Genomic DNA, 26,106 nt, shown 5'->3' with positions numbered 1-26,106 from the left:
GGGAATTATTTAAAGCTTTTCTGTAAAGCTTATAAAAGCTAGACACGCCATCTTCTGTGGATAACTGCCATGAAGCCTTATTCCACGGGATGTACAGAGAATGACAACTACAGTGGAAAACCGTGTTCAGCCTGTGCTGCGCTATCGGATAAGCTGTGCGTGAAATGGCTGGTTATCCACAGGCTGGTTATCCACCGGGTTTGGCCCCCAGTTGTCCAGTGCCCTCAGAGGCGTTTATCCACAGGGCTTATTCACATGCCGTTGGTCGCCTTTTAATGCGTTAACGCGTTGATAAATGATGGTGACGAACCTACCTGCATGTGGATAAGTGAATCGCTCGCCGCTACAATGGCCGCTTGTTTTTGCCTCACCGGCTTTCAACTTAGGGGATATCCGTGTCAGTGGAACTTTGGCAGCAGTGCGTGGAGCTTTTGCGCGAAGAGCTGCCTGCCCAACAATTCAACACCTGGATCCGTCCACTACAGGTCGAAGCCGAAGGCGACGAGTTGCGCGTCTACGCACCGAATCGTTTCGTGTTGGACTGGGTCAACGAAAAGTACCTGGGCCGCGTCCTTGAACTGCTGGATGAGCACGGCAATGGCTCGACGCCGGCGCTGTCCTTGTTAATAGGCAGCAAACGCAGCTCGGCACCTCGTGCCGCACCCAATGCGCCACTGGCAGCCGCGCAGGTTGCTCAGGCGCAGGCCAATAATGTGCCAGCGAGCGATCCGGCACCGACGCCAGCCCCTGCTCCGGCCAAACGTTCCACACAGAAGGCCGCTGAAGTCAGCGAAGAACCTTCCCGCGACAGCTTCGACCCGATGGCCGGCGCCGCTTCGCAGCAGGCCCCGGTTCGCGCGGAGCAGCGCACCGTGCAGGTAGAAGGTGCGCTCAAGCACACCAGTTACCTGAATCGCACGTTCACCTTCGAAAACTTCGTTGAAGGTAAATCCAACCAGCTCGCCCGTGCGGCGGCCTGGCAGGTGGCGGACAATCCCAAGCACGGTTACAACCCGCTGTTCCTTTATGGTGGCGTCGGCTTGGGTAAAACCCACTTGATGCACGCGGTGGGCAACCATCTATTAAAGAAGAATCCGAATGCCAAGGTCGTGTACCTGCATTCCGAGCGCTTTGTGGCCGACATGGTCAAGGCGTTGCAACTGAACGCCATCAACGAATTCAAGCGTTTCTACCGGTCGGTGGACGCCTTGCTGATCGACGATATTCAGTTCTTCGCTCGCAAGGAGCGTTCCCAGGAAGAGTTTTTCCACACCTTCAACGCGTTGCTTGAAGGTGGTCAGCAGGTCATTCTCACCAGTGACCGCTACCCGAAAGAAATCGAAGGCCTTGAAGAACGCCTGAAATCCCGCTTCGGTTGGGGCCTGACGGTTGCCGTCGAGCCGCCGGAACTGGAAACCCGCGTGGCGATCCTGATGAAGAAGGCCGATCAGGCCAAAGTCGAGTTGCCTCACGATGCCGCATTCTTCATTGCCCAGCGCATTCGCTCCAACGTCCGTGAGCTGGAAGGTGCGCTGAAACGCGTAATCGCCCACTCGCACTTCATGGGCCGCGACATCACCATCGAGCTGATCCGCGAATCCCTGAAAGACTTGCTGGCGTTGCAGGACAAACTGGTCTCTGTGGATAACATCCAGCGCACCGTCGCCGAGTATTACAAGATCAAGATTTCCGACCTGCTGTCCAAGCGCCGTTCGCGCTCGGTGGCTCGTCCGCGTCAGGTGGCCATGGCGTTGTCCAAGGAACTTACCAACCACAGCCTGCCGGAAATCGGCGATGTGTTTGGCGGCCGCGACCACACCACCGTGCTGCACGCCTGCCGCAAGATCAACGAACTTAAGGAATCCGACGCGGACATCCGCGAGGACTACAAGAACCTGCTGCGTACACTGACCACTTGATGAACACCAGCGCAGCTTATTAAGGCAAGGGACTAGACCATGCATTTCACCATTCAACGCGAAGCCCTGTTGAAACCCCTGCAACTGGTCGCAGGCGTCGTCGAGCGCCGACAGACCTTGCCGGTACTGTCCAACGTGCTGTTGGTCGTCGAAGGCCAGCAACTGTCGCTGACCGGTACCGACCTGGAAGTCGAGCTGGTCGGTCGTGTGCAACTCGAAGAGCCGGCCGAAACGGGCTCGATCACCGTGCCGGCGCGCAAGCTGATGGACATCTGCAAAAGCCTGCCCAACGACGCGCTGATCGATATCAAGGTCGACGAGCAGAAACTGGTGGTGAAGGCCGGCCGCAGCCGCTTCACCCTGTCGACCCTGCCGGCCAACGACTTCCCGACTGTTGAAGAAGGCCCGGGCTCGCTGACCTGCAGCCTGGAGCAAAGCAAACTGCGTCGCTTGATCGAACGCACCAGCTTCGCCATGGCCCAGCAGGACGTGCGTTACTACCTCAACGGCATGCTGCTGGAAGTTTCCGCTGGTGTGATCCGCGCCGTGGCCACCGACGGTCACCGTCTGGCAATGTGCTCGATGCAGGCCGATATCGGTCAGCCGGATCGTCATCAGGTGATCGTGCCGCGCAAAGGTATCCTCGAACTGGCGCGTCTGCTCACTGAGCCAGACGGCAATGTCAGCATCGTCCTCGGCCAGCACCACATCCGCGCCACCACGGGCGAGTTCACTTTCACCTCGAAACTGGTCGACGGTAAATTCCCGGATTACGAGCGCGTACTGCCGAAAGGTGGCGACAAACTGGTACTTGGCGATCGTCAGGCATTGCGTGAAGCGTTCAGCCGTACCGCGATTCTGTCCAACGAGAAGTACCGCGGTATCCGTCTGCAACTGGCCAGCGGTCAGTTGAAGATCCAGGCCAACAACCCGGAGCAGGAAGAAGCTGAAGAAGAAGTGGGCGTTGAGTACAACGGCGGCTCGCTGGAGATCGGTTTCAACGTCAGCTACCTGCTCGACGTGCTGGGCGTGATGACCACCGAGCAGGTTCGCCTGATCCTGTCCGACTCCAACAGCAGTGCGCTGGTGCAAGAGTCCGACAATGACGATTCGGCTTACGTTGTCATGCCGATGCGTCTGTAATCAGCTGATCCTGAATGTCGTTAAGTCGTGTTTCGGTCACCGCGGTGCGCAATCTGCACCCGGTGACCTTCTCCCCCTCCCCCCGCATCAACATTCTTTACGGCGCCAACGGCAGCGGCAAAACCAGTGTTCTGGAAGCCATTCATCTGCTGGGGCTTGCCCGTTCGTTTCGCAGCACGCGGCTGTTGCCAGTCATTCAGTACGAACAGCTCGCCTGTACTGTATTTGGTCAGGTTGAACTGGCTGAAGGCGGACACAGTGCGCTGGGGATTTCTCGCGACCGTCAGGGCGAGTTCCAGATTCGCATCGATGGCCAGAACGCCCGTAGCGCTGCGCAGCTGGCGGAAATTCTGCCGTTGCAGTTGATCAACCCGGACAGCTTCCGTCTGCTGGAAGGCGCGCCGAAGATTCGCCGGCAGTTTCTCGACTGGGGTGTGTTCCACGTCGAACCGCGTTTCATGGCCACTTGGCAGCGTTTGCAGAAGGCGCTGCGCCAGAGAAACTCCTGGCTGCGGCATGGTACACTTGACGCCGTTTCGCAAGCGGTTTGGGACAGGGAACTGTGCCAGGCCAGCGCTGAAATCGATGAATACCGCCGCGCTTACATCACAGCCTTGAAACCGGTCTTCGAACAGACCTTGAGCGAACTGGTTGAGCTCGAGGGTTTGACGCTCAGCTATTACCGAGGCTGGGACAAGGACCGCGAATTGAGCGCCGTACTCGCCGGTTCCGTGCAACGGGACCAGCAGATGGGGCACACCCAGGCCGGACCGCAACGAGCTGATTTGCGTCTCAGATTGGGCGCACACAATGCCGCGGACATACTGTCCCGGGGTCAGCAGAAGCTTGTGGTCTGTGCACTACGGATTGCCCAAGGGCACCTGGTCAGTCAGGCCCGTCGCGGACAGTGTATTTATCTGGTGGATGACTTGCCGTCCGAGCTGGACGAGAGCCACCGTCGCGCGCTGTGCCGCTTGCTGGAAGACTTACGCTGCCAGGTGTTCATCACCTGTGTAGATCACGAATTACTGAGGGAAGGCTGGCAGACGGAAACGCCAGTCGCTTTGTTCCACGTGGAACAGGGCCGTATCACCCAGACCCACGACCATCGGGAGTGAAGGCATTGAGCGAAGAAAATACGTACGACTCAACGAGCATTAAAGTGCTGAAAGGCCTGGATGCCGTACGCAAACGTCCCGGTATGTACATTGGTGACACCGACGATGGCAGCGGTCTGCACCACATGGTGTTCGAGGTGGTCGACAACTCGATCGACGAAGCCCTCGCCGGCCATTGCGACGACATCAGCATCATCATCCACCCGGACGAGTCCATCACCGTTAAAGACAACGGTCGTGGCATCCCGGTAGACGTGCATAAAGAGGAAGGCGTTTCCGCCGCCGAGGTCATCATGACCGTCCTCCACGCCGGCGGTAAGTTCGACGACAACTCCTACAAGGTTTCCGGCGGTCTGCACGGTGTAGGTGTTTCGGTAGTGAACGCACTGTCCGAAGAACTGGTCCTGACTGTTCGCCGCAGTGGCAAGATCTGGGAACAGACCTACGTCCACGGTGTGCCTCAGGCACCGATGGCCATCGTTGGCGACAGCGAAACCACCGGCACCCAGATCCACTTCAAGGCTTCCAGCGAAACCTTCAAGAACATTCACTTCAGCTGGGACATCCTCGCCAAGCGCATTCGTGAACTGTCCTTCCTCAACTCCGGCGTCGGCATCGTCCTCAAGGACGAGCGCAGCGGCAAGGAAGAGCTGTTCAAGTACGAAGGCGGCCTGCGTGCGTTCGTTGAATACCTGAACACCAACAAGACTGCGGTCAATCAGGTGTTCCACTTCAACATTCAGCGTGAAGACGGCATCGGCGTGGAAATCGCCCTGCAGTGGAACGACAGCTTCAACGAGAACCTGTTGTGCTTCACCAACAACATTCCGCAGCGCGACGGCGGCACCCACCTGGTGGGCTTCCGTTCGGCACTGACGCGTAACCTGAACAACTACATCGAGCAGGAAGGTCTGGCGAAGAAGCACAAAGTCGCCACCACCGGCGACGACGCCCGTGAAGGCCTGACCGCAATCATCTCGGTGAAGGTGCCGGATCCGAAGTTCAGCTCGCAGACCAAAGACAAGCTGGTGTCTTCCGAAGTGAAGACTGCGGTCGAGCAGGAGATGGGCAAATACTTCTCTGACTTCCTTCTGGAAAATCCGAACGAAGCCAAGCTGGTGGTCGGCAAGATGATCGACGCCGCCCGCGCCCGTGAAGCCGCGCGCAAGGCACGTGAGATGACCCGCCGCAAAGGCGCGCTGGACATCGCCGGACTGCCGGGCAAACTCGCTGATTGCCAGGAAAAAGACCCGGCGCTGTCCGAACTGTACCTGGTGGAGGGTGACTCCGCGGGCGGTTCTGCCAAGCAGGGACGTAACCGCAAGACCCAGGCGATCCTGCCGTTGAAGGGTAAGATCCTCAACGTCGAAAAAGCCCGTTTCGACAAGATGATCTCGTCCCAGGAAGTGGGCACGCTGATCACCGCGCTGGGCTGCGGCATCGGTCGCGAAGAGTACAACATCGACAAGTTGCGCTATCACAACATTATCATCATGACCGATGCTGACGTCGACGGTTCGCACATCCGCACCCTGCTGCTGACCTTCTTCTTCCGTCAGCTGCCGGAGCTGATCGAGCGTGGCTACATCTACATCGCCCAGCCACCGCTGTACAAGGTCAAGAAAGGCAAGCAAGAGCAATACATCAAAGACGACGACGCCATGGAAGAGTACATGACGCAGTCGGCCCTGGAAGATGCAAGCCTGCACCTGAACGAAGAAGCCCCGGGCATTTCCGGTGAAGCGCTGGAACGTCTGGTCAACGACTTCCGCATGGTCATGAAGACGCTCAAGCGTCTGTCGCGCCTATACCCTCAGGAGCTGACCGAGCACTTCATCTATCTGCCGGCCGTCAGTCTGGAAACCCTGGGCGACCACGCAGCGATGCAAGAGTGGCTGGCCCAGTACGAAGTTCGCCTGCGCACCAACGAGAAGTCTGGCCTGGTCTACAAGGCCAGCCTGCGCGAAGACCGTGAACGTGGCGTCTGGCTGCCAGAAGTCGAACTGATCTCCCACGGCCTGTCGAACTATGTCACCTTCAACCGCGACTTCTTCGGCAGCAACGACTACAAAACCGTGGTCACCCTGGGCGCGCAACTGAGCACCCTGCTCGACGAAGGCGCGTACATCCAGCGTGGCGAACGCAAGAAAGCCGTTACCGAGTTCAAGGAAGCCCTCGACTGGCTGATGGCCGAAAGCACCAAGCGCCACACCATCCAGCGCTACAAAGGTCTGGGCGAAATGAACCCTGATCAGCTCTGGGAAACTACCATGGACCCAAGCGTGCGACGCATGCTGAAAGTCACCATCGAAGACGCCATCGGTGCAGACCAGATCTTCAACACCCTGATGGGTGATGCGGTCGAACCTCGCCGAGACTTCATCGAGAGCAACGCATTGGCGGTTTCCAACCTGGATTTCTGATCCTGATTGCTGCCCGCTCATGAAAAACCCCGGCCAATGCCGGGGTTTTTTTGCCTCACTCATTCCCAGTGCCGACACTTTCCAACCGATACCCATACCCATAAATCGTCAGCAGCTGCCAACCCCGATCCGCTGTCAGCCCGAGCTTGTTACGCAATCGGTATATATGCGTATCCAGCGGCCGCGAGGAAGTTGTCTCCTCGTTTGGCCAGAAGCGCTCGTACAGGTAATCCCGCGACAATGGCCGCCCCAGGTTGCTGAACAGGCAGCGCGCCAGGCGGTATTCGCGTTCGGTCATCAGGATCGGTTTGCCTTCACGGGTGACGGTCAGTTCGGCGTCGTCGAAAGTCAGATCGTGGAACGTCTGTACTTCGCCCGCCGCGCTGCGCGGTTGGCTATGCCGACGCAATACCGCTGCCACCCTCGCCTTCAACTCATTCGGGCGAAACGGCTTGCTGACATAATCGTCAGCCCCGGCATTCAAGGCTTGAACGATATCGCTTTCGCCGTCGCGGCTGGTGAGCATGATTGCAGCGGGTGGCGCGTCCATGTGTTCGCGGGTCCAGCGCAGCAGTGCCAGGCCTGTGAGGTCCGGCAGTTGCCAGTCGAGGATCAGCAGGTCAAAAGTCTCCCGACGCAACTGGCGCAACAAGTCTTCGCCGCGCTCGAAGCTGTGCAGCGACCACGGCTGTTCGCCAGCTTCGGCCATTTGCTCCAGGGTTTGCTCGACCCGGCGCAGTTCGGCGGGTTCGTCGTCCAGAATGGCAACGCGCATCGGCGGTGTTCCTTGTCGCTGGGGCTGGGATGTCGACAATAGCGACTCCCCGGCCGCGATGAAAGAAGCAGCCCGTCGGTGGTCGACGTCCGCTATGATTCTTCGGGTCTACGCCTCAGACCTGAGACCTATGAAACCATTCCCACTGCCCTGCCCTGTGCCTCATGCATAACACTCAACGCCGACGTGAAAGTCGTGAGCCGAGTCAGGTCCAGCGTTTGTTCCGCCGGCTGGTGCGCGAGTGGTTGTGGATAAGTCTAGTGCTGTTGCCCCTGACTGCCTTGTTGTCTTATCGCGCCCAGATCAATCTGCACAATCCGTCGCCAGCGCCCGGCGCGCTGTTGTCCGTGGCGATGGTCGCGGGTGTGCTGGGATTATTGCTGTGGCGCCCGCGTTGGGCGCTGTGGGTAACCTTGGTCGGTATGGCCTGTGCGCTGATCGCCAGCGCCCTGCTGGCCGAAGTCCGCTATTGGTGGTCGCCAACGCTAGCAGCCTTGGGGATGTTGTTCGGTTACCTGATCTGGAACTGGCGACGCCTGAGCGTGGTGCTGACCTACTTCGGTTGGGAGCTGGCGCGCCTGGACAGTGAGCCGAAAGTCTTCCCGGAACGACGCCGGACCCGCTTCACCGGTGCCGATCAGTTGCAAGGCCAGATCATGGCGCTCGAACAAGCCATGAGCCGCACCCGCGACACCCGGCGGTTCATTGCCGATGGCCTGGAATACCTGCCGGTAGCGACGCTGATCAGTGATCCGCAGGGCAAGATCCTGCTGGGCAATCGCAAGGCGCGCGAGTTGTTCGAGGATCCGCTGGTGGGCGTTGAAGTACTCGAGCAACTGGCGCGGCTCGGCTATCCGGAATTATCCACAGCGCCGCGACCGCCGCTGGCCACCCTGCCGCTGCTGGAATTTCGCGATCACAAGGAACGCAGCCTGCGCCTGGAAAGAGCGGCGCTGCTGCCGGTCGATGGCGATACGCCAATCGGCTGGTTGCTCAGCCTGACTGACTTGAGTGCCGAGCGTGCGGCCGAGGAGCAGCGCGGCGTTCTGCTGCGCTTTCTCTCCCATGATCTGCGCGCGCCACATTCGGCCATCCTCGCCTTGCTCGATGTGCATCGCCATCAGGCGGGCGCTGATGCGCCATTGTTCGAGCAGATCGAGCGTCAAGTGCGCCGCGCGCTGGATCTGACCGATGGTTTCGTCCTGTTGGCGCGAGCTGAGTCCGAGACGTACCAGTTCCGCCCGACGTTATTCGCGATGCTGGTTTTGGACGTGCTGGATCAGGCCTTGCCTATCGCGCAGCAGAAACATATCGAACTGCTGAATCAAGTCGATGAAGAATGTCAGGAGCGGCTGCTTCTGGCCGATCAGGGATTGCTGACGCGCGCCCTGTTCAACCTGCTGGAGAACGCGATCAAGTACAGCCCGGCAGACACCACTGTGCAACTGGAGGTCAGTTGTCACGGGCCGTGGCTGCGTTGCGAGTTGACGGATCAGGGCAAGGGGATTGCTGCCGATGAACTGCCTGACCTGTTCAGTCAGTATCGGCGTTTCTCCTCCGCCCAGGGCATCGACGGTGTGGGCCTGGGTCTGTCGATGGTCAAAGCCGTGATTGATCATCATGGCGGTACGATCGAATGTCGCAGCGTGGTCGATGCGGGAACCACATTCCGCATCGAGTTGCCGCTGATTGCTGAATGAACGGGCACAAAAAAACCGGCTATAACAGCCGATTTTTTTACATCCGAATAAAACTTATGCACGGATTTCGTTCAACTTATTGATTTATAAATATCTATTAAAATCAATAAGTTAGAAAACGATTACGGACTTTCGAAGCAAAAGCGTACACAGGTTATCCACAAAATTCAGACAGCAAGTTGATCACGCGCGGCCGGTGCCGGTGGCGTCGGTGGCAGCGAGCCCATATCGCGCTGGGTTTTCTCGTTCCACGCCTGCACACGGTCATTCAGATCAGCGATGGCGCGCGGCCCGCTGCCTTCGGCATACATCGGTTCGCCGATGACCACGGTGATCACTCCGGCCTGTTTGCCCCAGCCGATTTTTGGCCAGAATTTGCCGGCATTGTGTGCAATCGGCAGCACCGGAAGCGCCGCATTCACAGCCAACGCGCTGCCACTGCGGGAGAACTTCCCAACGGTGCCGTACGGGACTCGTGTCCCTTCGGGAAAGATCAGCACCCAGACGTTGTCCTTGAGCAGCTCGTCCCCTTTGGCCGCGACCTGTTTGAGCGCGGCTTTCGGGTTGTCGCGATCAATGGCGATCGGGCGCAGCATGGCCATGGCCCAGCCGAAGAACGGCACGTACAGCAGTTCGCGCTTGAGCACTTGGCTCAATGGCGAGAAATAAGCGGAGAGAAAGAACGTCTCCCATGTGCTCTGGTGGTTCGATTGAATCACGCAGGGCCGGTCCGGCACGTTTTCCGCGCCTTTGATTTCGTAGCGGATGCCGAGGAAAACCTTGGTCAGCCACAGGGCGCAACGGCACCAGTACACGTTGATGAAACGATAGCGCGCCTTGAAGGACAGAAACGGCGCGATGAAAAAGCTCAGGCTGCACCACAGCAACGCTGTTGTGCCCAGCAGCAGATAAAAAACAAAGATTCTGAAGGCCCGCAGTATCGACATGGCGACGGTTACCGTTACGGGGCAATGCCCCGACTGTTCAAGCGCACTCCCGAGCAATCCTTGGCCAGGAAATTCAGAAGTACTCTAGTTGTGGATAAGTTCTGCGGCAATCGCCGCCAGATCGTCAAAAATCAGAGTGCCAACCGGCAGGGTTTTGCCCTGAGTCTTCTCGCCTTTCCCGGTCTTCACCAAAACTGGCTGTGAATCGACGGCTTTGGCGGCCTCCAGGTCACCAAGGCTGTCGCCGACGAACCAGACGTTGGTCAACGGCACCGTGTAATGCTCGGCAATGGTTTTCAACATTCCTGGTTTCGGTTTGCGGCAATCGCAACCCTCATCCGGGCCATGCGGGCAATACACGATCAAGCCAACTTCACCGCCCTGCTCCGCGACCAGCTCGCGCAGGCGCGCGTGCATGGCCTCGAGGGTGGCGAGGTCGTAATAGCCGCGAGCAATGCCCGACTGGTTGGTGGCCACCGCCACCGTCCAGCCGGCCTTGCTCAACTGCGCAATCGCTTCGATCGAGCCGGGCAGCGGAATCCACTCCTCCACCGACTTGATGTAGGCATCGGAGTCATAATTGATCACGCCGTCACGATCGAGAATCAGCAGTTTCAACAGCAATCCCTCAACCCAGCAGCGAAATGTCGGCAACACCGAGGAACAGCCCACGCAGACGCGCCAGCAGCGCGTAACGGTTGGCCCGCACATTGGCATCGTCGGCATTGACCATCACTGCGTCGAAAAACGCATCGACCGGCTCGCGCAGTGCCGCCAGGCGTGCCAGCGATTCGTTGTACTGACGCGCCGCGGCCATTGGCTGCACCGCTTGATCCGCTTGCTGGATTGCCGAATACAGCGAGAACTCGTTGGCGTTGTCGAAATACTTGGCTTCGACCACGGTCGGCACCGAGCCTTCGACCTTGCTCAACAGGTTCGACACACGCTTGTTCACCGCCGCCAGCGCTGCCGCTTCCGGCAGTTTGCGGAAGGCCTGCACCGCCTGCACACGCTGGTCGAAGTCCAGCGCCGAGCCCGGCTTGAGCGCACGTACCGACAGGTAAGTGGCGACGTCGACGCCTTCATCTTCATAACGCGCACGCAGACGGTCGAAGATGAATTCCAGCACGGCTTCGTTGAGGCCGGCAGCCTTGACCTTGCCGCCGAACGCATTCACCGCGAAAGCCACGGCGTCGTTCAGGTCCAGATCCAGTTGTTTCTCGATCAGGATCCGCAGCACGCCCAGTGCTGCACGGCGCAGGGCATACGGGTCTTTGCTGCCGGTTGGCAGCATGCCGATACCGAAGATGCCGACCAGAGTGTCGAGCTTGTCGGCGATGGCGACGGCTGCACCGGTCAGGGTCGCCGGCAATTCGGCACCGGCACCGCGTGGCATGTACTGCTCGTTCAAGGCCAGCGCGACGTCCTGCGGCTCGCCGTCATTGAGGGCGTAGTAGTAACCGGCGACACCTTGCATCTCCGGGAACTCGCCGACCATTTCGGTGGCCAGGTCGCACTTCGACAGCAGGCCCGCACGGGCAGCCCACGAGGCGTTGCCGCCGATGCGTGCGGCGATGTACGCGGCCAGTTTCGATACGCGCTCGGCCTTGTCGTAGACGCTGCCGAGTTTTTCCTGGAACACCACGTTCTGCAGGCGCAGGTTGAAGTCTTCAAGTTTCTGCTTCTTGTCCTGCTTGAAGAAGAACTCGGCGTCGGTCAGGCGTGGGCGAACCACTTTCTCGTTACCGGCGATGATCTGCTGCGGGTCTTTGCTTTCGATGTTGGCCACGGTAATGAAACGTGGCAGCAACTTGCCGTCGGCATCCAGCAGGCAGAAGTACTTCTGGTTGTCCTGCATGGTGGTGATCAGCGCTTCCTGCGGCACGTCGAGGAAGCGTTCCTCGAACGAGCACACCAGCGGCACCGGCCATTCGACCAGCGCGGTCACTTCGTCAAGCAATGCCGGCGGAACGATCGCCGTGCCTTCCTGACGGGTGGCCAGCTCTTCGGTGCGCTTGCTGATGATCTCGCGACGCTCGTTGGCATCGGCCAATACGTAAGCGGCACGCAGGTCGGCGAGGTAGCTCGACGGCGAACCGATGCGTACGGCTTGCGGATGGTGGAAACGGTGACCACGGGATTCACGGCCAGCCTTCTGCGCGAGGATCGTGCAGTCGATGACCTGATCACCGAGCAGCATCACCAGCCACTGGGTCGGACGCACGAACTCTTCCTTGCGCGTACCCCAACGCATGCGTTTCGGAATCGGCAGGTCGTTCAGCGAATCTTCGACGATGGTTGGCAGCAGGCTCGCGGTCGGCTTGCCGGCGATGTTCTGGCTGTAGCGCAGTTTCGGACCGCTCTGGTCGATTTCGCTCAGCTCGACGCCGCACTTCTTGGCGAAGCCCAGGGCGGCCTGAGTCGGATTGCCATCAGCGTCGAACGCGGCCTGACGTGGCGGGCCATCGAGGTTGATGCTGCGATCCGGCTGCTGAGTGGCCAGCGCAGTGATCAGCACGGCCAGACGACGTGGCGCGGCATACACGGTTTTGCTTTCGTAGCTCAGGCCGGCGGCTTGCAGGCCCTTGTCGATACCGGCGAGGAACGCATCAGCCAAAGTGTTCAGGGCTTTGGGTGGCAGTTCTTCGGTGCCCAGTTCAACCAGAAAATCTTGCGCACTCATTGTGCAGCCTCCAGCTTGGCCAGTACTTCGTCACGCAGGTCCGGGGTCGCCATCGGGAAGCCCAGCTTGGCGCGGGCCAGCAGGTAGGCTTGCGCAACGGAACGCGCCAGGGTGCGTACACGCAGAATGTATTGCTGACGCGCGGTCACCGAGATCGCCCGGCGCGCATCCAGCAGGTTGAAGGTGTGCGACGCCTTCAGCACCATTTCGTAGCTCGGCAACGGCAGCGGCTGGTCGAGTTCGATCAGGCGCTTGGCTTCGCTTTCATAGAAGTCGAACAGCTCGAACAGTTTGTCGACGTTGGCGTGTTCGAAGTTGTAGGTGGACTGCTCCACTTCGTTCTGGTGGAACACATCGCCATAGGTGACTTTGCCGAACGGGCCGTCAGCCCAGACCAGGTCGTAGACCGAATCGACGCCTTGCAGATACATCGCCAAACGCTCAAGACCGTAGGTGATCTCGCCGGTCACCGGGTAGCACTCGATGCCGCCCGCTTGCTGGAAGTAGGTGAACTGGGTGACTTCCATGCCATTGAGCCAGACTTCCCAGCCCAGACCCCAGGCGCCGAGGGTCGGCGATTCCCAGTTGTCTTCGACGAAGCGGATGTCGTGCACCAGCGGGTCGAGGCCGACATGCTTGAGCGAGCCCAGGTACAGTTCCTGGAAGTTGTCCGGGTTCGGCTTCAGGACTACCTGGAACTGGTAGTAGTGCTGCAGACGGTTCGGGTTTTCGCCGTAACGGCCGTCAGTCGGACGGCGGCTTGGCTGTACATACGCGGCGTTCCAGGTTTCCGGGCCGATGGCGCGCAGGAAGGTCGCGGTGTGGAAAGTGCCGGCGCCTACTTCCATATCGTAGGGCTGAAGTACCACACAACCTTGCTCGGCCCAGTATTGCTGGAGCGCGAGGATCAAGTCTTGGAAGGTACGCACGGCTGGCGTAGGCTGGCTCACGAAATTCACCTGTTTCTTGGGCTGCGATTTAAAGAGCGGGAGTATACCCGATTCGTTGCTGCGCACGCCCCCTGGAGCCTTATGCCACGCTGCTTTTGGTGTACCGAAGATCCGCTGTACATGGCTTATCACGACCAGGAGTGGGGCACGCCGCTACGCGATGCGCAGGGTTTGTTCGAGTTGCTTTTGCTCGAAGGGTTCCAGGCCGGGCTGTCGTGGATCACGGTGTTGCGCAAACGCGAGCGTTACCGTCAGGTGCTGTTCGGCTTCGATGTGCAGCGCGTGGCGCAGATGAGCGATGCCGAAATCGACGAACTGATGCTCGATCCGGGCATCATCCGCAATCGCCTCAAGCTCAACGCTGCGCGGCGCAATGCCCAGGCGTGGCTGGCGCTGGAGGATCCGGTGGCGTTGCTCTGGTCGTTTGTTGGCGAGCAACCGATCATCAATCATTTCAAGGATCGCAGCGAAGTCCCGGCGATCACCCCCGAAGCGCTGGCGATGAGCAAGGCGCTGAAAAAAGCCGGCTTCACCTTCGTCGGTCCGACCATTTGCTACGCGCTGATGCAGGCCTCGGGCATGGTCATGGACCACACCCAGGATTGCGACCGCTACGCGCAGCTTGCCAACGCCGGTTAGAATGCCCGCCTCGCGCACAGCACAAAGATCAGGAGTGACCTGTGGAAAAGTTTAAAGGCGCCTTGCTGGTAGGCGCTCTGCGGCTGTTTGCCCTGCTGCCATGGCGAGCCGTGCAGGCCGTGGGTTCGGCGATCGGCTGGATCATGTGGAAAACCCCCAACCGTTCCCGCGACGTGGTGCGGATCAACCTCGCCAAGTGTTTTCCCCAGATGGATGCGGCCGAACGTGAGCGTCTGGTCGGGCAGAGTCTGAAAGACATCGGCAAGTCGCTGACCGAAAGCGCCTGCGCGTGGATCTGGCCGGCGCAGCGCTCGATCGATCTGGTTCGCGAAGTTGAAGGCCTCGATGTGCTCAAGGATGCGCTCGCTTCGGGCAAAGGCGTGGTCGGCATCACCAGCCACCTCGGCAACTGGGAAGTGCTCAACCACTTCTATTGCAGCCAGTGCAAACCGATCATTTTCTACCGTCCGCCGAAGCTCAAGGCAGTGGATGAATTGCTGCGCAAACAGCGTGTGCAGCTGGGCAACAAGGTCGCGGCGTCGACCAAGGAAGGCATTCTCAGCGTCATCAAGGAAGTGCGTAAGGGCGGTGCCGTGGGCATCCCCGCCGACCCGGAACCGGCCGAATCCGCAGGGATTTTCGTGCCGTTCTTTGCCACTCAGGCACTGACCAGCAAATTCGTGCCGAACATGTTGGCCGGCGGCAAAGCGGTCGGTGTGTTCCTGCACGCCCTGCGCCTGCCTGACGGCTCGGGCTACAAAGTGATTCTCGAAGCCGCGCCAGAAGCCATGTACAGCACCGATACCGCAGAGTCCTGCGCAGCCATGAGCAAAGTGGTCGAGCGTTACGTCGCGGCGTATCCGAGCCAGTACATGTGGAGCATGAAACGCTTCAAGAAGCGTCCGCCGGGCGAGGCGCGCTGGTACTGAGCAACTCTGCTTGGGTGACGGTCAATGCAGGCGGCCTCGCCTTGCGCTATCGGTAGCTCAAGGCGCCTGCCGCTCGAGCTTTTTCAGGAATACCGTCATTTCCTTTTCCGCCTGTTTGTCACCGTGGGCGCGGGCCGCTTCCAGGCCTTGCTCCCAGGCCTGACGCGCAGCGGCGTGATCGCCTAGCGCCAGCTGCGCCTTGCCCAGCAGCTTCCACGCCGCCGAGTATTTCGGATCGAACGCGACACAGCGCTGAAAATGCTCGGCAGCCTTGGCGTTGTCACCCAAGTCCAGATAACCCTTGCCCAGACCGAAGCGCAACAGAGCGTTATCCACACCCTTGGCGAGCATTTTTTCCAGGGATTCGAGCATTGGCGGATTCCTTTCTATTGTTCGTCAGAGAACCTGCAAGTCTGTCAGACCGCTTTCGCGAGCAGGCTCGCTCCCACCTTTGGAATGCATTCCACTGTGGGAGCGAGCCTGCTCGCGAAGGGGCAATTACGGGCAACGTTGTTTTCAGGTCAGAAAAAGCTCAACCCCACATGAAACAGCTTCTCCACATCGCGAATATGCTTTTTATCCACAAGGAACAGAATCACGTGGTCGCCCGCTTCGATCACCGTGTCGTCGTGGGCGATGATCACTTTCTCGTTGCGGATCACCGCGCCGATGGTGGTGCCGGGCGGCAGGCCGATCTTCTCGATCGGCTTGCCGATCACCTTGCTCGATTTCGCATCACCGTGGGCAATCGCCTCGATCGCTTCCGCCGCGCCGCGCCGCAGTGAGTGCACGCTGACGATATCGCCTCGACGCACATGGGCGAGCAAAGTGCCGATGGTCGCCAGTTGCGGGCTGATGGCGATGTCGATGTCGCCGCCCTGGATCAGGTCGACGTAGGCCGGGTTGTTGATGATCGTCATGACCTTCTTCGCCCCCAGCCGTTTGGCCAGCAGCGACGACATGATGTTGGCTTCGTCATCGTTGGTCAGAGCGAGGAAGATATCGGCGTCGGCGATGTTCTCTTCCAGCAGCAGATCGCGGTCCGAGGCACTGCCTTGCAAGACCACGGTGCTGTCGAGGGTGTCGGAGAGGTAGCGGCAGCGCGCCGGGCTCATCTCGATGATCTTCACCTGATAACGGCTTTCGATGGCCTCGGCCAGGCGCTCGCCGATCTGTCCGCCACCGGCGATGACGATGCGTTTGTAGGTTTCGTCGAGGCGGCGCATTTCGCTCATCACCGCGCGAATGTCTTCGCGGGCGGCGATGAAGAACACTTCGTCATCGGCTTCGATCACCGTGTCGCCCTGAGGCAGGATCGGCCGGTCACGGCGGAAGATCGCCGCCACGCGGGTTTCGACGTTCGGCATGTGCTCGCGCAACTGGCGCAGTTGCTGACCGACCAGCGGCCCGCCGTAATAAGCGCGCACCGCCACCAGTTGCGCCGCGCCTTCGGCGAAGTCGATCACCTGCAAGGCGCCGGGGTGCTGGATCAGGCGCTTGATGTAATTGGTCACGACCTGCTCGGGGCTGATCAGCACGTCGACCGGAATCGCTTCGTTCTGGAACAGTTGTTCCTCGCGATTGAGGTACGACGCTTCGCGCACCCGGGCGATTTTGGTCGGCGTGTGGAACAGCGTGTGCGCGACTTGGCAGGCGACCATGTTGGTCTCGTCGCTGTTGGTCACCGCGACCAGCATGTCGGCGTCGTCGGCACCGGCCTGACGCAGCACCGACGGCAGTGAGCCCCGGCCCTGCACGGTGCGGATGTCGAGGCGGTCGCCGAGGTCGCGCAGGCGCTCGCCATCGGTGTCGACCACAGTGATGTCGTTGGCCTCGCTGGCCAGATGTTCGGCCAGCGAACCGCCGACCTGTCCCGCACCGAGGATGATGATTTTCATCCAGTCACTCCATGAATCCGTTTAGCCGCGCGCGGCGGCGATCTTGATCAGCTTGGCGTAGTAGAACCCGTCATGCCCGCCCTGCTGGGCCAGCAACTGGCGACCATGGGGCTGTTTGATGCCGGCCGCGGTGGCCAGATCCAGTTCCCGCGCGCCGGGGGTGCGCTCGAGGAACGCGGCGATGACTTCGGTGTTCTCGGTCGGCAGCGTCGAGCACGTGGCGTAGAGCAGGATGCCGCCGACTTCGAGGGTTTTCCACATGGCGTCGAGCAGTTCGCCTTGCAGTTGTGCGAGCGCGACGATGTCGTCGGGCTGGCGGGTCAGCTTGATGTCCGGATGGCGGCGGATCACCCCGGTGGCCGAGCATGGCGCATCGAGGAGGATGCGCTGGAACGGTTTGCCGTCCCACCATTTGTCGATATCGCGACCGTCGGCGGCGATCAGTTCAGCGTCGAGGCCGAGGCGCTCGAGGTTTTCCTTTACGCGCACCAGACGTTTGGCTTCCAGATCCACCGCCACCACCCCGGCCAGCGCCGGTTCGGCTTCGAGGATGTGGCAGGTCTTGCCGCCAGGGGCGCAGCAGGCGTCAAGCACCCGCTGCCCCGGCGCCAGATCAAGCAGGTCGGCAGCCAGTTGCGCGGCTTCGTCCTGCACGCTGATCCAGCCTTCGGCGAAACCCGGCAGGCTGCGCACGTCGGCAGCAGCTTCGAGGACGATGCCGTCGCGGCTGTAAACGCACGGCGTCGCGGCGATCCCGGCTTCGCCCAGCAACGCAAGATAAGCATCGCGGCCGTGATGACGGCGGTTGACCCGCAGGATCATTGGCGGATGCGCGTTGTTCGCTGCGCAGATGGCTTCCCACTGTTGCGGCCAGAAGGCTTTCAGGGATTTTTGCAGCCAGCGCGGGTGAGCCGTGCGCACCACCGGGTCGCGTTCCAGTTCGGCGAAGATCGTCTCGCTTTCGCGCTGGGCATTGCGCAGCACGGCGTTGAGCAGACCTTTGGCCCAGGGCTTTTTCAGCTTGTCGGCACAACCGACGGTTTCGCCGATCGCGGCATGGGCCGGTACGCGGGTGTAGAGCAGTTGATACAGACCAACCAGCAGCAACGCCTCGACATCAGCGTCGGCGGCTTTGAAAGGTTTCTGCAGGAGTTTTTCCGCCAGTGCCGACAGGCGTGGCTGCCAGCGTGCGGTGCCGAAGGCCAGGTCCTGAGTGAAACCGCGATCGCGATCCTCGACCTTGTCCAGTTGCGTCGGCAGGGAGCTGTTCAGCGAAGCCTTGCCGCTGAGTACGGCAGCGAGAGCCTTGGCGGCGGCCAGACGCGGATTCATTGCGCTTCCACCGCAGCGCCGAGCACGCTGCCGACGGCGAATTTCTCGCGGCGGCTGTTGAACAGGTCGCTGAAGTTCAGCGCCTTGCCGCCGGGCAATTGCAGGCGGGTCAGACACAGCGCTTGTGTACCGCAGGCGACAATCAGGCCGTCCTTGCTGGCGCTGAGGATTTCACCCGGAGCGCCATTGCCGTCGGCCACGGTCGCGGCCAGCACTTTCAACGCTTCGCCATTGAGCGTGCTGTGGGTGATGGGCCATGGATTGAAGGCGCGCACCAGACGTTCCAGCTCCACCGCCGGACGGCTCCAGTCGATGCGTGCTTCGTCTTTGTTGAGTTTGTGCGCGTAAGTGGCGAGCTCGTCGTTCTGCACCTCACCTTGCAGGGTGCCGGCAGCCAGACCGGCAATCGCCTGCACCACAGCGGGCGGACCCATCTCGGCGAGGCGATCATGCAGGGTGCCGCCAGTGTCATCGGCGCTGATCGGGGTGACGACCTTGAGCAGCATCGGCCCGGTGTCGAGACCGGCTTCCATGCGCATCACGGTCACACCGCTTTCGGCATCGCCGTGTTCGACCGCGCGCTGGATCGGCGCCGCACCGCGCCAGCGCGGCAGCAGCGATGCATGACTGTTGATGCAACCGAGACGCGGAATATCCAGCACCACTTGCGGCAGAATCAGACCGTAGGCGACCACCACCATCAAATCCGGCTTCAGCGCGGCCAGCTCCGCCTGAGCGTCGGCATTGCGCAAGGTCGGCGGCTGCAACACCTGGATATTATTTTCCAGGGCCAGTTGTTTGACCGGGCTTGGCATGAGTTTTTGCCCACGGCCGGCCGGCCGATCCGGCTGGGTGTAGACCGCGACGATCTCGTACGGGCTGCTCAGCAGGGCCTTGAGGTGTTCGGCGGCGAATTCCGGGGTGCCGGCAAAAACAATGCGCAGTGGCTCAGTCATGAAGGGCGTCTCATAAAAGAAAAAGGCTTGCCGCAGCAAGCCTTTGAAGAGGGGCATCAAGCGTTCTGGCGGTGCAGCTTTTCCAGCTTCTTCTTGATCCGGTCGCGTTTGAGCGTGGACAGGTAATCGACGAACAATTTGCCGTTGAGGTGGTCGCATTCGTGCTGGATGCACACCGCGAGCAGGCCTTCGGCAATCAGCTCATAGGGCTTGCCGTCGCGGTCCAGCGCCTTGATTTTGACCTTCTGCGGGCGGTCGACGTTTTCGTAGAAGCCCGGTACCGAGAGGCAGCCTTCCTGATACTGGTCCATCTCGTCGGTCAGCGGTTCGAACTCGGGGTTGATGAACACCCGTGGCTCGGTACGGTCTTCTGACAGGTCCATCACGACGATACGTTTGTGCACGTTGACCTGGGTCGCGGCGAGGCCGATGCCCGGCGCTTCATACATTGTTTCAAACATGTCGTCGACCAACTGACGCACTTCGTCGTCCACTACAGCCACTGGTTTGGCGATAGTGCGCAGACGCGGGTCCGGAAATTCGAGGATGTTTAAAATGGCCATAGGCTTCGATTGCTGCACACGTTGAGTAAAGTCGGGTCGATGGCCTGGCGGGTCCGAAGATGCAGGCTACCGTTGTGAAGCGTAGCTTCTGAAAAACAGAAGCGAGCCACGGGGGCTCTGACGATTCACGCGAATGCACATGATAAAGGGATTCACCGCATGAGGAAAACACTACTCGCCCTGCTGCTTCTGGCTTCGGCTGGCGCCGCGCAAGGGCAAGTGCAACTCAGGGATGGTTTTCCACAGCAATACACGGTGGTTTCCGGGGACACGCTCTGGGACATTTCCGGCAAATACCTGCGCGAGCCCTGGCAGTGGCCACAACTGTGGCGGGCCAACCCGCAGATCGAAAACCCCAACCTGATCTATCCCGGCGACACGCTGACCCTCAGCTACGTCAACGGCCAGCCGCAACTGACCGTCCATCGTGGCGAGTCGCGCGGTACCATCAAGCTCTCGCCACGGATTCGCACCAGCCCGGTGGCCGAGGCGATTCCGAGCATTCCGCTGAAATCGATCAACAGCTTTCTGCTGAGCAACCGCATCGTCGACAAAGCCGAAGACTTCGACAAGGCCCCGTACATCGTCGCCGGCGATGCCGAACGGGTGCTCAGCGGTACCGGTGACCGCATCTTCGCCCGTGGCCATTTCGATCCGGAGCAACCGGTGTACGGCATCTTCCGCCAGGGCAAGGTCTACACCGACCCGCAGACCAAGGAATTCCTCGGCATCAACGCCGACGATATCGGCGGCGGCGAGGTTGTTGCCACCGAAGGCGACGTCGCCACCCTCGCCCTGCAACGCACCACCCAGGAAGTGCGCCTCGGTGACCGCTTGTTCGGCGGTGAAGAACGTTCGATCAATTCGACTTTCATGCCCAGCGCGCCGAAGCGTTCCATCGACGGGCTGATCATTGACGTGCCACGCGGCGTTACGCAGATCGGTGTGATGGATGTGGTTACCCTGAACAAAGGCAAACGTGACGGTCTGGCCGAAGGCAATGTTCTGGCGGTGATGAAAACCGGCGAAACGGTGCGTGATCGGATCACCGGCCAACCGCTGAAAATTCCCGATGAACGCGCCGGCCTGCTGATGGTGTTCCGCACCTACGACAAACTCAGTTACGGCCTGGTCCTCAATGCTTCACGCTCGCTGGCGGTGCTCGACAAGGTGCGAAATCCGTAAGCTTGCTTAACAAGTTACCAACAGAGTTATCCACAACTTGTTCCGAATGGTTCGGAGCATAGAACGATCAAGGATGATCCATTCATGTTGTCTGTCAGTACGGCCATTTCCCCGGCGGAACTGGAGGCGCGTCTGCGCCTGCACCGCATGCCGGATATCGGTCCCAAGCGTTTTGCCAAGTTGCTCGAAGCCTTCGGCTCGGCGTCCAAAGCCCTCAGCGCGCCGGCCAGTGCCTGGCGCTCACTCGGGTTGCCGGCGGCCTGTGCCGAAGCACGGCGTTGTCCAACGGTGCGCGACGGCGCCAGCCACGCAATGCGCTGGCTAGAGCGTCCCGATCAACATTTGCTGATGTGGGATCAAGCGGATTACCCAGCGTTGCTGGCGCAAATTGCCGATCCGCCGCCGCTGTTATTCGTCGCGGGCGATCCATCGATTCTGGAAAAACCGCAACTGGCGATGGTCGGCAGCCGCCGCGCTTCGCGCCCGGGCATGGATACGGCGGCGGCGTTTTCCCGCAGTCTGGCCGGGGCCGGTTTTGTCATCAACAGTGGTCTGGCGCTGGGCATCGATGCCGCTGCCCATCAGGCTGCTCTGGATGTTGGCGGCTTGACCGTGGGTGTGCTCGGCACGGGGCTGGAAAATTTTTATCCACAACGCAATAAACGCCTGGCCGAGGCGATGATCGCCTCGGGCAGCGCGGTGCTCTCGGAGTTTCCGTTGGACGCCGGGCCGAGCCCGAGCAACTTCCCCCGGCGCAACCGCATCATCAGCGGGTTGTCTCTCGGCGTGCTGGTGGTCGAGGCCAGCGTTGCCAGCGGTTCGTTGATTACCGCGCGGCTGGCGGCAGAGCAAGGGCGCGAGGTTTATGCGATTCCGGGCTCGATCCATCACCCCGGCGCGCGCGGTTGTCACCAGTTGATTCGCGACGGGGCGGTGTTGGTGGAGACTATCGAACATATCCTCGAAGCCCTGCGCGGCTGGCAGCAGCCGTTGTTATCCACAGCGGCGGCGCAGGCCGATCACCCGTTGCTGGCGCTGCTACACGCGGCGCCGCACACCAGCGAGGCCTTGGCCGCGAGCTGTGGCTGGGCGTTGCCGAAAGTGCTGGCAACGTTGACCGAGCTGGAAATCGAAGGCCGTGCGGTATGCGAAAACGGTCGCTGGCTGGCGCGGTCGAGCTAGGTTTTACGATGAAGATCGGTAAACTGCGCGAAACCTGTTTGTGGAGAGTTTTTTCATGGTCAACAGTTGGCGTGTGCAACAAGCCGCGCGTGAAGTTCGCGCCGGCGCGGTGATTGCCTATCCAACGGAAGCCGTCTGGGGGCTGGGTTGCGACCCGTGGAACGAAGACGCAGTGGACCGCTTGCTGGCGATCAAGAATCGCTCGGTGAGCAAAGGGCTGATCCTGGTCGCCGACAATATCCGCCAGTTCGATTTCCTGTTCGAGGACTTCCCGCAGGACTGGATCGACCGCATGGCCAGCACCTGGCCTGGGCCGAACACCTGGCTGGTGCCGCACCAGAACCTGTTGCCGGAATGGGTCACAGGCGTGCATGACACCGTGGCGCTGCGGGTCAGCGATCACCCGCAGGTGCGCGACCTGTGCTCGCTGGTCGGGCCATTGATTTCCACATCGGCCAACCCCCAGGGGCGACCGCCGGCGCGCACGCGTTTGCGCATCGAGCAGTATTTCCGTGGTCAGGTCGATCTGGTGCTCGGCGGCAGCCTTGGCGGGCGCAAGAATCCCAGCGTGATCCGCGACCTCGCCACCGGTAACGTCGTTCGTCCTGACTGACGCCATTCTTTTTATTTTTTTGCGGACTCCTCGGCGTCGACGAGGAGTTCTGCGCATGCCTGCGATTCTTTCTGCAGCTAGTTAAAGCCTATCTGTTGCCATTGTTCTTGCGAGCGTCAGACGAATCTTCGAGTCTGAAATTTCTGTAAGTTTTCCCACATGTTTATCAGAACACGTGCAGTGGCGATATTTCCAAAAGCATCCATTCTTTCAATGTGCTTGAAGCAACTTCGAAATATTAATGGCTGCGGAGAAGTAATGGATATTACGGATTTACACCTCAAGGATTATCTGCAGGGCTTTCAGGAGACACTCAAGAATCAACAGGCCGACTATCGTGTAGCCATTCTTGAGGCAGGATCGGATGCCGGGGAATTTGAACGCTTCATCAATCGACAGTTTCGCCTGCGATTGCAGCATTACATGCTCACCTCCAGAGCCCGGGCGCTGGAAACCCGACTGGCGATCACCTCACGCAGCACGCACTTTCTGTTGTATCAGCGTGATCAGCTTATTGCGGTGCTGCGGGCAACTCCGGCGCCCTTCGAATGGGCTTCACTGGCGCAGCATCATGTGTCTCCCACTGTGGCATTGGCACGGCATGTCGAATTCAGTCGCTTGATTACCCATTCCCAGCAGCACCGGCCGGTGTCGATCAATGGCCTGCTCGCCACCGCTGCGGAATGGGCGATCGATCGCGGATATCAGGGGGTGACGGCCTTGTGCAGATCGCCACAGCGACAACTGTTTCAGCGTTTCGGCCTGACACCGATCGCCTCGCACGCCATGCATATCGAGCAGCGCGCCCGGGGCGATTATTGGCTGTTATCCGCCGAATGGCGGCAAATCCTGATGGCCCTGGATCAGCCTGTGAACATGAACGCGCATCAGCCGGAGTATCGTGATGTTTTTAACCGTCAGTATTGATCCGCCAGTGATTGAAGAGTGGGCTGAGAAATGGCTCGTATATGAATCGAAGAAGTTGCGCAGGAAGTTTGCCGGTCGTAGGCCAGCGGCGAAGAAACTTCACCGCAAGATGTACTTGATATAGCCGCAAGATGCTCGGCGAACTCATGGAGGAGTTCGCCGAGTATCAACTTGAGGTGTTATGGCAGCAGAATTGTGGAACCGGTCGTGCGCCGTGCCGACAGTTCGGTTTGTGCTTTCGCCGCATCCGCCAGTGCATGGCGCTGCTTGATGTCGACCTTCAGCTTGCCGCTGATGATCATCTCGAACAGCTCGTCGGCCATGCGTTGCAGGTTCTCGGCGTTGTTGGCGTAGGTCGCCAGTGTCGGCCGGGTGACGTACAACGAGCCCTTGGCGGCGAGAATGCCCAGATTGACGCCGTCGACCGCGCCCGAAGCATTGCCGAAACTCACGACCAGGCCCCGAGGTGCGACGCTGTCCAGGGATGTGAGCCAAGTGTCCTTGCCGACGCCGTCATACACCACCGGGACTTTCTTGCCGTCAGTCAGCGCCAGCACGCGCTCGGCAACGTTTTCATGGCTGTAGTCGATGGTCGCCCAGGCGCCGTTGGCCTTGGCCAGTTCTGCTTTTTCCTTCGAGCTGACGGTGCCGATCAGCTTCACGCCCAGCGCTTTGGCCCATTGGCAGGCCAGCGAGCCGACGCCGCCGGCTGCGGCGTGGAACAGGATGGTTTCACCGCCCTGCAGCTGGTAGGTCTGGCGCAACAGGTATTGCACGGTCAGGCCCTTGAGCATGACCCCGGCGGCAGTTTCGAAACTGATTTCATCGGGCAGGTGAACGAGATTGTCCTGCGGCAGAACATGCAGCTGGCTGTAGGCGCCGAGCGGGCCGCTGCCGTATGCCACGCGATCGCCGACCTTGAACCGGGTGACTTCGCTGCCCACCGCTTCGACCGTGCCGGCGCCTTCCGAACCCAGGCCGGACGGCAACGCCGGTGGCGCGTAGAGGCCGCTGCGGTAATAGGTGTCGATGAAATTCAGGCCGATCGACTGGTTGGCCACGCGCACCTGATTCGGCCCGGGCGCAGCGGGTTCGTAGTCAACATATTCGAGCACTTCGGGACCGCCGTGGGCGCGGAACTGGATACGCTTTGCCATCTGCCTGCTCTCCTTGGGTCGTTGCTAAGCCCTCTATCCAACTCCCCTGCTTGATCTTCGTCAACTGCGGCGCGCCGGTCTGCGATGGTATGCTGTGCGCCCATTTGCGCCGCCCGCCTGCCCGGGCGCCGCCCGATTCAAGGTGAAGCCATGACGACCCGCACCGACGCCGTAAAGGCCTATCTGCTCGATCTGCAAGACCGCATCTGCGCTGCACTGGAAACCGAAGACGGCGGCAAATGCTTCGTCGAAGACGCCTGGACCCGGCCGGCGGGCGGTGGCGGGCGCACCCGCGTGCTGGACAACGGCACGCTGATCGAAAAGGGCGGCGTCAATTTTTCCCACGTGTTCGGCAGCGGCCTGCCGCCCTCGGCCAGCGCCCATCGGCCGGAACTGGCCGGGCGTGGCTTCGAGGCGCTCGGCGTGTCGCTGGTGATCCACCCGCACAACCCGCATGTGCCGACCTCCCACGCCAACGTGCGTTTTTTCATTGCTGAAAAAGAAGGTGAAGAACCGGTCTGGTGGTTCGGCGGCGGTTTCGACCTGACCCCGTATTACGGCGTTGAGGAAGATTGCATTCACTGGCACCGCGTCGCCGAGCAAGCCTGTGCGCCGTTTGGTGCGGATGTATATCCGCGCTACAAGGCCTGGTGCGACACCTACTTCCACATCAAGCATCGCCATGAGCCGCGCGGCATTGGCGGTCTGTTCTTCGATGATCTGAACGAGTGGGATTTCGACACCAGCTTCGCCTTCATGCGCGCCATCGGCGATGCCTACATCGAGGCCTACCTGCCGATCGTGCAACGGCGCAAGAACGACGCCTTCACCGCCCAGCAACGCGAATTCCAGGAATTCCGTCGTGGCCGCTACGTCGAATTCAACCTGGTTTACGACCGTGGCACGCTGTTCGGCTTGCAGTCGGGTGGCCGCACCGAATCGATCCTGATGTCGCTGCCGCCGCAAGTGCGCTGGGGTTATGACTGGAAGGCCGAGCCGGGCAGCGCAGAAGCGCGCCTGACCGAGTACTTCCTGCAGGATCGCGACTGGCTGGCCGAGGCCTGAGG

Annotated in this window: 23 protein-coding genes; 12 read left to right on the top strand and 11 right to left on the bottom strand. The window is 60.4% G+C overall.

What is annotated here, in order from left to right; all coding sequences use genetic code 11:
* Window positions 1-395: 395 nt before the first annotated feature.
* The 4 genes from dnaA to gyrB are packed head-to-tail and all read left to right on the top strand — an operon-like array spanning window position 396 to window position 6,603.
* Window positions 396-1,919, top strand: a complete 1,524-nt coding sequence (gene dnaA / locus AB4N47_RS23005; RefSeq protein ID WP_341638241.1) for a chromosomal replication initiator protein DnaA — start codon at window positions 396-398, stop codon at window positions 1,917-1,919.
* Between the two features lie 39 nt (window positions 1,920-1,958).
* Window positions 1,959-3,062, top strand: coding sequence for a DNA polymerase III subunit beta (dnaN, locus tag AB4N47_RS23000; protein ID WP_016772390.1), 1,104 nt, complete (start codon window positions 1,959-1,961; stop codon window positions 3,060-3,062).
* Window positions 3,063-3,076: 14 nt separating this feature from the next.
* Window positions 3,077-4,180, top strand: a complete 1,104-nt coding sequence (gene recF / locus AB4N47_RS22995; RefSeq protein WP_016772389.1) for a DNA replication/repair protein RecF — start codon at window positions 3,077-3,079, stop codon at window positions 4,178-4,180.
* Between the two features lie 5 nt (window positions 4,181-4,185).
* A complete protein-coding gene (gyrB, locus tag AB4N47_RS22990) occupies window positions 4,186-6,603 on the top strand; it encodes a DNA topoisomerase (ATP-hydrolyzing) subunit B (protein ID WP_024014948.1) in 2,418 nt (805 codons plus the stop codon).
* Between the two features lie 55 nt (window positions 6,604-6,658).
* On the opposite strand, the gene AB4N47_RS22985 is transcribed toward gyrB, so the two are convergent.
* Window positions 6,659-7,378 carry a response regulator transcription factor gene (locus AB4N47_RS22985; protein WP_024014949.1) on the bottom strand — a complete coding sequence of 240 codons (720 nt, stop codon included), beginning with the start codon at window positions 7,376-7,378 and terminating at the stop codon, window positions 6,659-6,661.
* A gap of 164 nt (window positions 7,379-7,542) precedes the next feature.
* On the opposite strand from AB4N47_RS22985, the gene AB4N47_RS22980 reads away from it, so the two are divergent.
* Entirely contained in the window at window positions 7,543-9,078 is a 1,536-nt protein-coding gene (locus tag AB4N47_RS22980) for a sensor histidine kinase (protein WP_341638242.1), read from the top strand.
* A gap of 167 nt (window positions 9,079-9,245) precedes the next feature.
* On the opposite strand, the gene AB4N47_RS22975 is transcribed toward AB4N47_RS22980, so the two are convergent.
* From AB4N47_RS22975 to glyQ, 4 genes are all read right to left on the bottom strand, one after another.
* Window positions 9,246-10,025, bottom strand: a complete 780-nt coding sequence (locus tag AB4N47_RS22975; protein ID WP_341638243.1) for a lysophospholipid acyltransferase family protein — start codon at window positions 10,023-10,025, stop codon at window positions 9,246-9,248.
* Window positions 10,026-10,109: 84 nt separating this feature from the next.
* Window positions 10,110-10,649 (bottom strand): D-glycero-beta-D-manno-heptose 1,7-bisphosphate 7-phosphatase, encoded by a 540-nt coding sequence (gmhB, locus tag AB4N47_RS22970; RefSeq protein WP_164488352.1) that lies wholly within the window; start codon window positions 10,647-10,649, stop codon window positions 10,110-10,112.
* Window positions 10,650-10,653: 4 nt separating this feature from the next.
* Complete coding sequence (gene glyS / locus AB4N47_RS22965; RefSeq protein ID WP_341638244.1) at window positions 10,654-12,708, bottom strand: glycine--tRNA ligase subunit beta; 2,055 nt, start codon at window positions 12,706-12,708, stop codon at window positions 10,654-10,656.
* The gene (gene glyQ, locus AB4N47_RS22960; RefSeq protein ID WP_003187265.1) at window positions 12,705-13,658 is read right to left on the bottom strand and encodes a glycine--tRNA ligase subunit alpha; all 954 of its coding nucleotides are present in this window, start codon (window positions 13,656-13,658) and stop codon (window positions 12,705-12,707) included. Before glyQ ends, glyS begins: the two co-directional genes overlap by 4 nt.
* A gap of 81 nt (window positions 13,659-13,739) precedes the next feature.
* On the opposite strand from glyQ, the gene tag reads away from it, so the two are divergent.
* A complete protein-coding gene (gene tag / locus AB4N47_RS22955) occupies window positions 13,740-14,297 on the top strand; it encodes a DNA-3-methyladenine glycosylase I (RefSeq protein WP_263216541.1) in 558 nt (185 codons plus the stop codon).
* A gap of 41 nt (window positions 14,298-14,338) precedes the next feature.
* On the top strand, window positions 14,339-15,226 hold the full coding sequence (locus AB4N47_RS22950; protein ID WP_024014955.1) for a lysophospholipid acyltransferase: 888 nt from the start codon (window positions 14,339-14,341) through the stop codon (window positions 15,224-15,226).
* A gap of 57 nt (window positions 15,227-15,283) precedes the next feature.
* On the opposite strand, the gene AB4N47_RS22945 is transcribed toward AB4N47_RS22950, so the two are convergent.
* From AB4N47_RS22945 to def, 5 genes are all read right to left on the bottom strand, one after another.
* Window positions 15,284-15,598, bottom strand: a complete 315-nt coding sequence (locus tag AB4N47_RS22945) for a tetratricopeptide repeat protein (RefSeq protein WP_122698783.1) — start codon at window positions 15,596-15,598, stop codon at window positions 15,284-15,286.
* A gap of 149 nt (window positions 15,599-15,747) precedes the next feature.
* Window positions 15,748-17,124, bottom strand: a complete 1,377-nt coding sequence (gene trkA, locus AB4N47_RS22940; protein ID WP_016772381.1) for a Trk system potassium transporter TrkA — start codon at window positions 17,122-17,124, stop codon at window positions 15,748-15,750.
* Window positions 17,125-17,145: 21 nt separating this feature from the next.
* Window positions 17,146-18,456, bottom strand: coding sequence for a 16S rRNA (cytosine(967)-C(5))-methyltransferase RsmB (gene rsmB / locus AB4N47_RS22935; protein WP_123441920.1), 1,311 nt, complete (start codon window positions 18,454-18,456; stop codon window positions 17,146-17,148).
* Window positions 18,453-19,412 carry a methionyl-tRNA formyltransferase gene (gene fmt, locus AB4N47_RS22930; RefSeq protein ID WP_341638245.1) on the bottom strand — a complete coding sequence of 320 codons (960 nt, stop codon included), beginning with the start codon at window positions 19,410-19,412 and terminating at the stop codon, window positions 18,453-18,455. Before fmt ends, rsmB begins: the two co-directional genes overlap by 4 nt.
* A gap of 56 nt (window positions 19,413-19,468) precedes the next feature.
* A complete protein-coding gene (gene def, locus AB4N47_RS22925) occupies window positions 19,469-19,975 on the bottom strand; it encodes a peptide deformylase (RefSeq protein ID WP_016772378.1) in 507 nt (168 codons plus the stop codon).
* Between the two features lie 159 nt (window positions 19,976-20,134).
* Between def and AB4N47_RS22920 the strand changes: the two genes are divergently transcribed.
* From AB4N47_RS22920 to AB4N47_RS22905, 4 genes are all read left to right on the top strand, one after another.
* Complete coding sequence (locus AB4N47_RS22920) at window positions 20,135-21,160, top strand: LysM peptidoglycan-binding domain-containing protein (RefSeq protein WP_071173929.1); 1,026 nt, start codon at window positions 20,135-20,137, stop codon at window positions 21,158-21,160.
* 84 nt (window positions 21,161-21,244) lie between these two features.
* On the top strand, window positions 21,245-22,342 hold the full coding sequence (gene dprA, locus AB4N47_RS22915; protein WP_341638246.1) for a DNA-processing protein DprA: 1,098 nt from the start codon (window positions 21,245-21,247) through the stop codon (window positions 22,340-22,342).
* A gap of 55 nt (window positions 22,343-22,397) precedes the next feature.
* A complete protein-coding gene (locus AB4N47_RS22910) occupies window positions 22,398-22,955 on the top strand; it encodes an L-threonylcarbamoyladenylate synthase type 1 TsaC (RefSeq protein ID WP_039757175.1) in 558 nt (185 codons plus the stop codon).
* Window positions 22,956-23,114: 159 nt separating this feature from the next.
* On the top strand, window positions 23,115-23,882 hold the full coding sequence (locus AB4N47_RS22905; protein WP_341638247.1) for a hypothetical protein: 768 nt from the start codon (window positions 23,115-23,117) through the stop codon (window positions 23,880-23,882).
* Between the two features lie 179 nt (window positions 23,883-24,061).
* On the opposite strand, the gene AB4N47_RS22900 is transcribed toward AB4N47_RS22905, so the two are convergent.
* Entirely contained in the window at window positions 24,062-25,039 is a 978-nt protein-coding gene (locus tag AB4N47_RS22900) for a quinone oxidoreductase family protein (RefSeq protein ID WP_341638248.1), read from the bottom strand.
* 150 nt (window positions 25,040-25,189) lie between these two features.
* On the opposite strand from AB4N47_RS22900, the gene hemF reads away from it, so the two are divergent.
* The gene (gene hemF / locus AB4N47_RS22895) at window positions 25,190-26,104 is read left to right on the top strand and encodes an oxygen-dependent coproporphyrinogen oxidase (protein WP_016772373.1); all 915 of its coding nucleotides are present in this window, start codon (window positions 25,190-25,192) and stop codon (window positions 26,102-26,104) included.
* The last annotated feature ends 2 nt before the right edge of the window (window positions 26,105-26,106 follow it).

This window comes from Pseudomonas sp. S3_G06 (assembly GCF_054667565.1).
Note: the sequence above shows the minus strand (reverse complement) of the source record. Positions and strands in the feature narration are given on the sequence as shown.

Bases quoted from the DNA above. Each gene is read 5' to 3' on its own strand.
- dnaN (WP_016772390.1), top strand. From the start codon at position 1,959: ATGCATTTCACCATTCAACGCGAAGCCCTGTTGAAACCCCTGCAACTG.
- recF (WP_016772389.1), top strand. From the start codon at position 3,077: ATGTCGTTAAGTCGTGTTTCGGTCACCGCGGTGCGCAATCTGCACCCG.
- AB4N47_RS22985 (WP_024014949.1), bottom strand. From the start codon at position 7,378: ATGCGCGTTGCCATTCTGGACGACGAACCCGCCGAACTGCGCCGGGTC.
- AB4N47_RS22980 (WP_341638242.1), top strand. From the start codon at position 7,543: ATGCATAACACTCAACGCCGACGTGAAAGTCGTGAGCCGAGTCAGGTC.
- AB4N47_RS22975 (WP_341638243.1), bottom strand. From the start codon at position 10,025: ATGTCGATACTGCGGGCCTTCAGAATCTTTGTTTTTTATCTGCTGCTG.
- glyS (WP_341638244.1), bottom strand. From the start codon at position 12,708: ATGAGTGCGCAAGATTTTCTGGTTGAACTGGGCACCGAAGAACTGCCA.
- tag (WP_263216541.1), top strand. From the start codon at position 13,740: ATGCCACGCTGCTTTTGGTGTACCGAAGATCCGCTGTACATGGCTTAT.
- AB4N47_RS22945 (WP_122698783.1), bottom strand. From the start codon at position 15,598: ATGCTCGAATCCCTGGAAAAAATGCTCGCCAAGGGTGTGGATAACGCT.
- trkA (WP_016772381.1), bottom strand. From the start codon at position 17,124: ATGAAAATCATCATCCTCGGTGCGGGACAGGTCGGCGGTTCGCTGGCC.
- rsmB (WP_123441920.1), bottom strand. From the start codon at position 18,456: ATGAATCCGCGTCTGGCCGCCGCCAAGGCTCTCGCTGCCGTACTCAGC.
- fmt (WP_341638245.1), bottom strand. From the start codon at position 19,412: ATGACTGAGCCACTGCGCATTGTTTTTGCCGGCACCCCGGAATTCGCC.
- def (WP_016772378.1), bottom strand. From the start codon at position 19,975: ATGGCCATTTTAAACATCCTCGAATTTCCGGACCCGCGTCTGCGCACT.
- AB4N47_RS22920 (WP_071173929.1), top strand. From the start codon at position 20,135: ATGAGGAAAACACTACTCGCCCTGCTGCTTCTGGCTTCGGCTGGCGCC.
- dprA (WP_341638246.1), top strand. From the start codon at position 21,245: ATGTTGTCTGTCAGTACGGCCATTTCCCCGGCGGAACTGGAGGCGCGT.
- AB4N47_RS22910 (WP_039757175.1), top strand. From the start codon at position 22,398: ATGGTCAACAGTTGGCGTGTGCAACAAGCCGCGCGTGAAGTTCGCGCC.
- AB4N47_RS22905 (WP_341638247.1), top strand. From the start codon at position 23,115: ATGTTTATCAGAACACGTGCAGTGGCGATATTTCCAAAAGCATCCATT.
- AB4N47_RS22900 (WP_341638248.1), bottom strand. From the start codon at position 25,039: ATGGCAAAGCGTATCCAGTTCCGCGCCCACGGCGGTCCCGAAGTGCTC.
- hemF (WP_016772373.1), top strand. From the start codon at position 25,190: ATGACGACCCGCACCGACGCCGTAAAGGCCTATCTGCTCGATCTGCAA.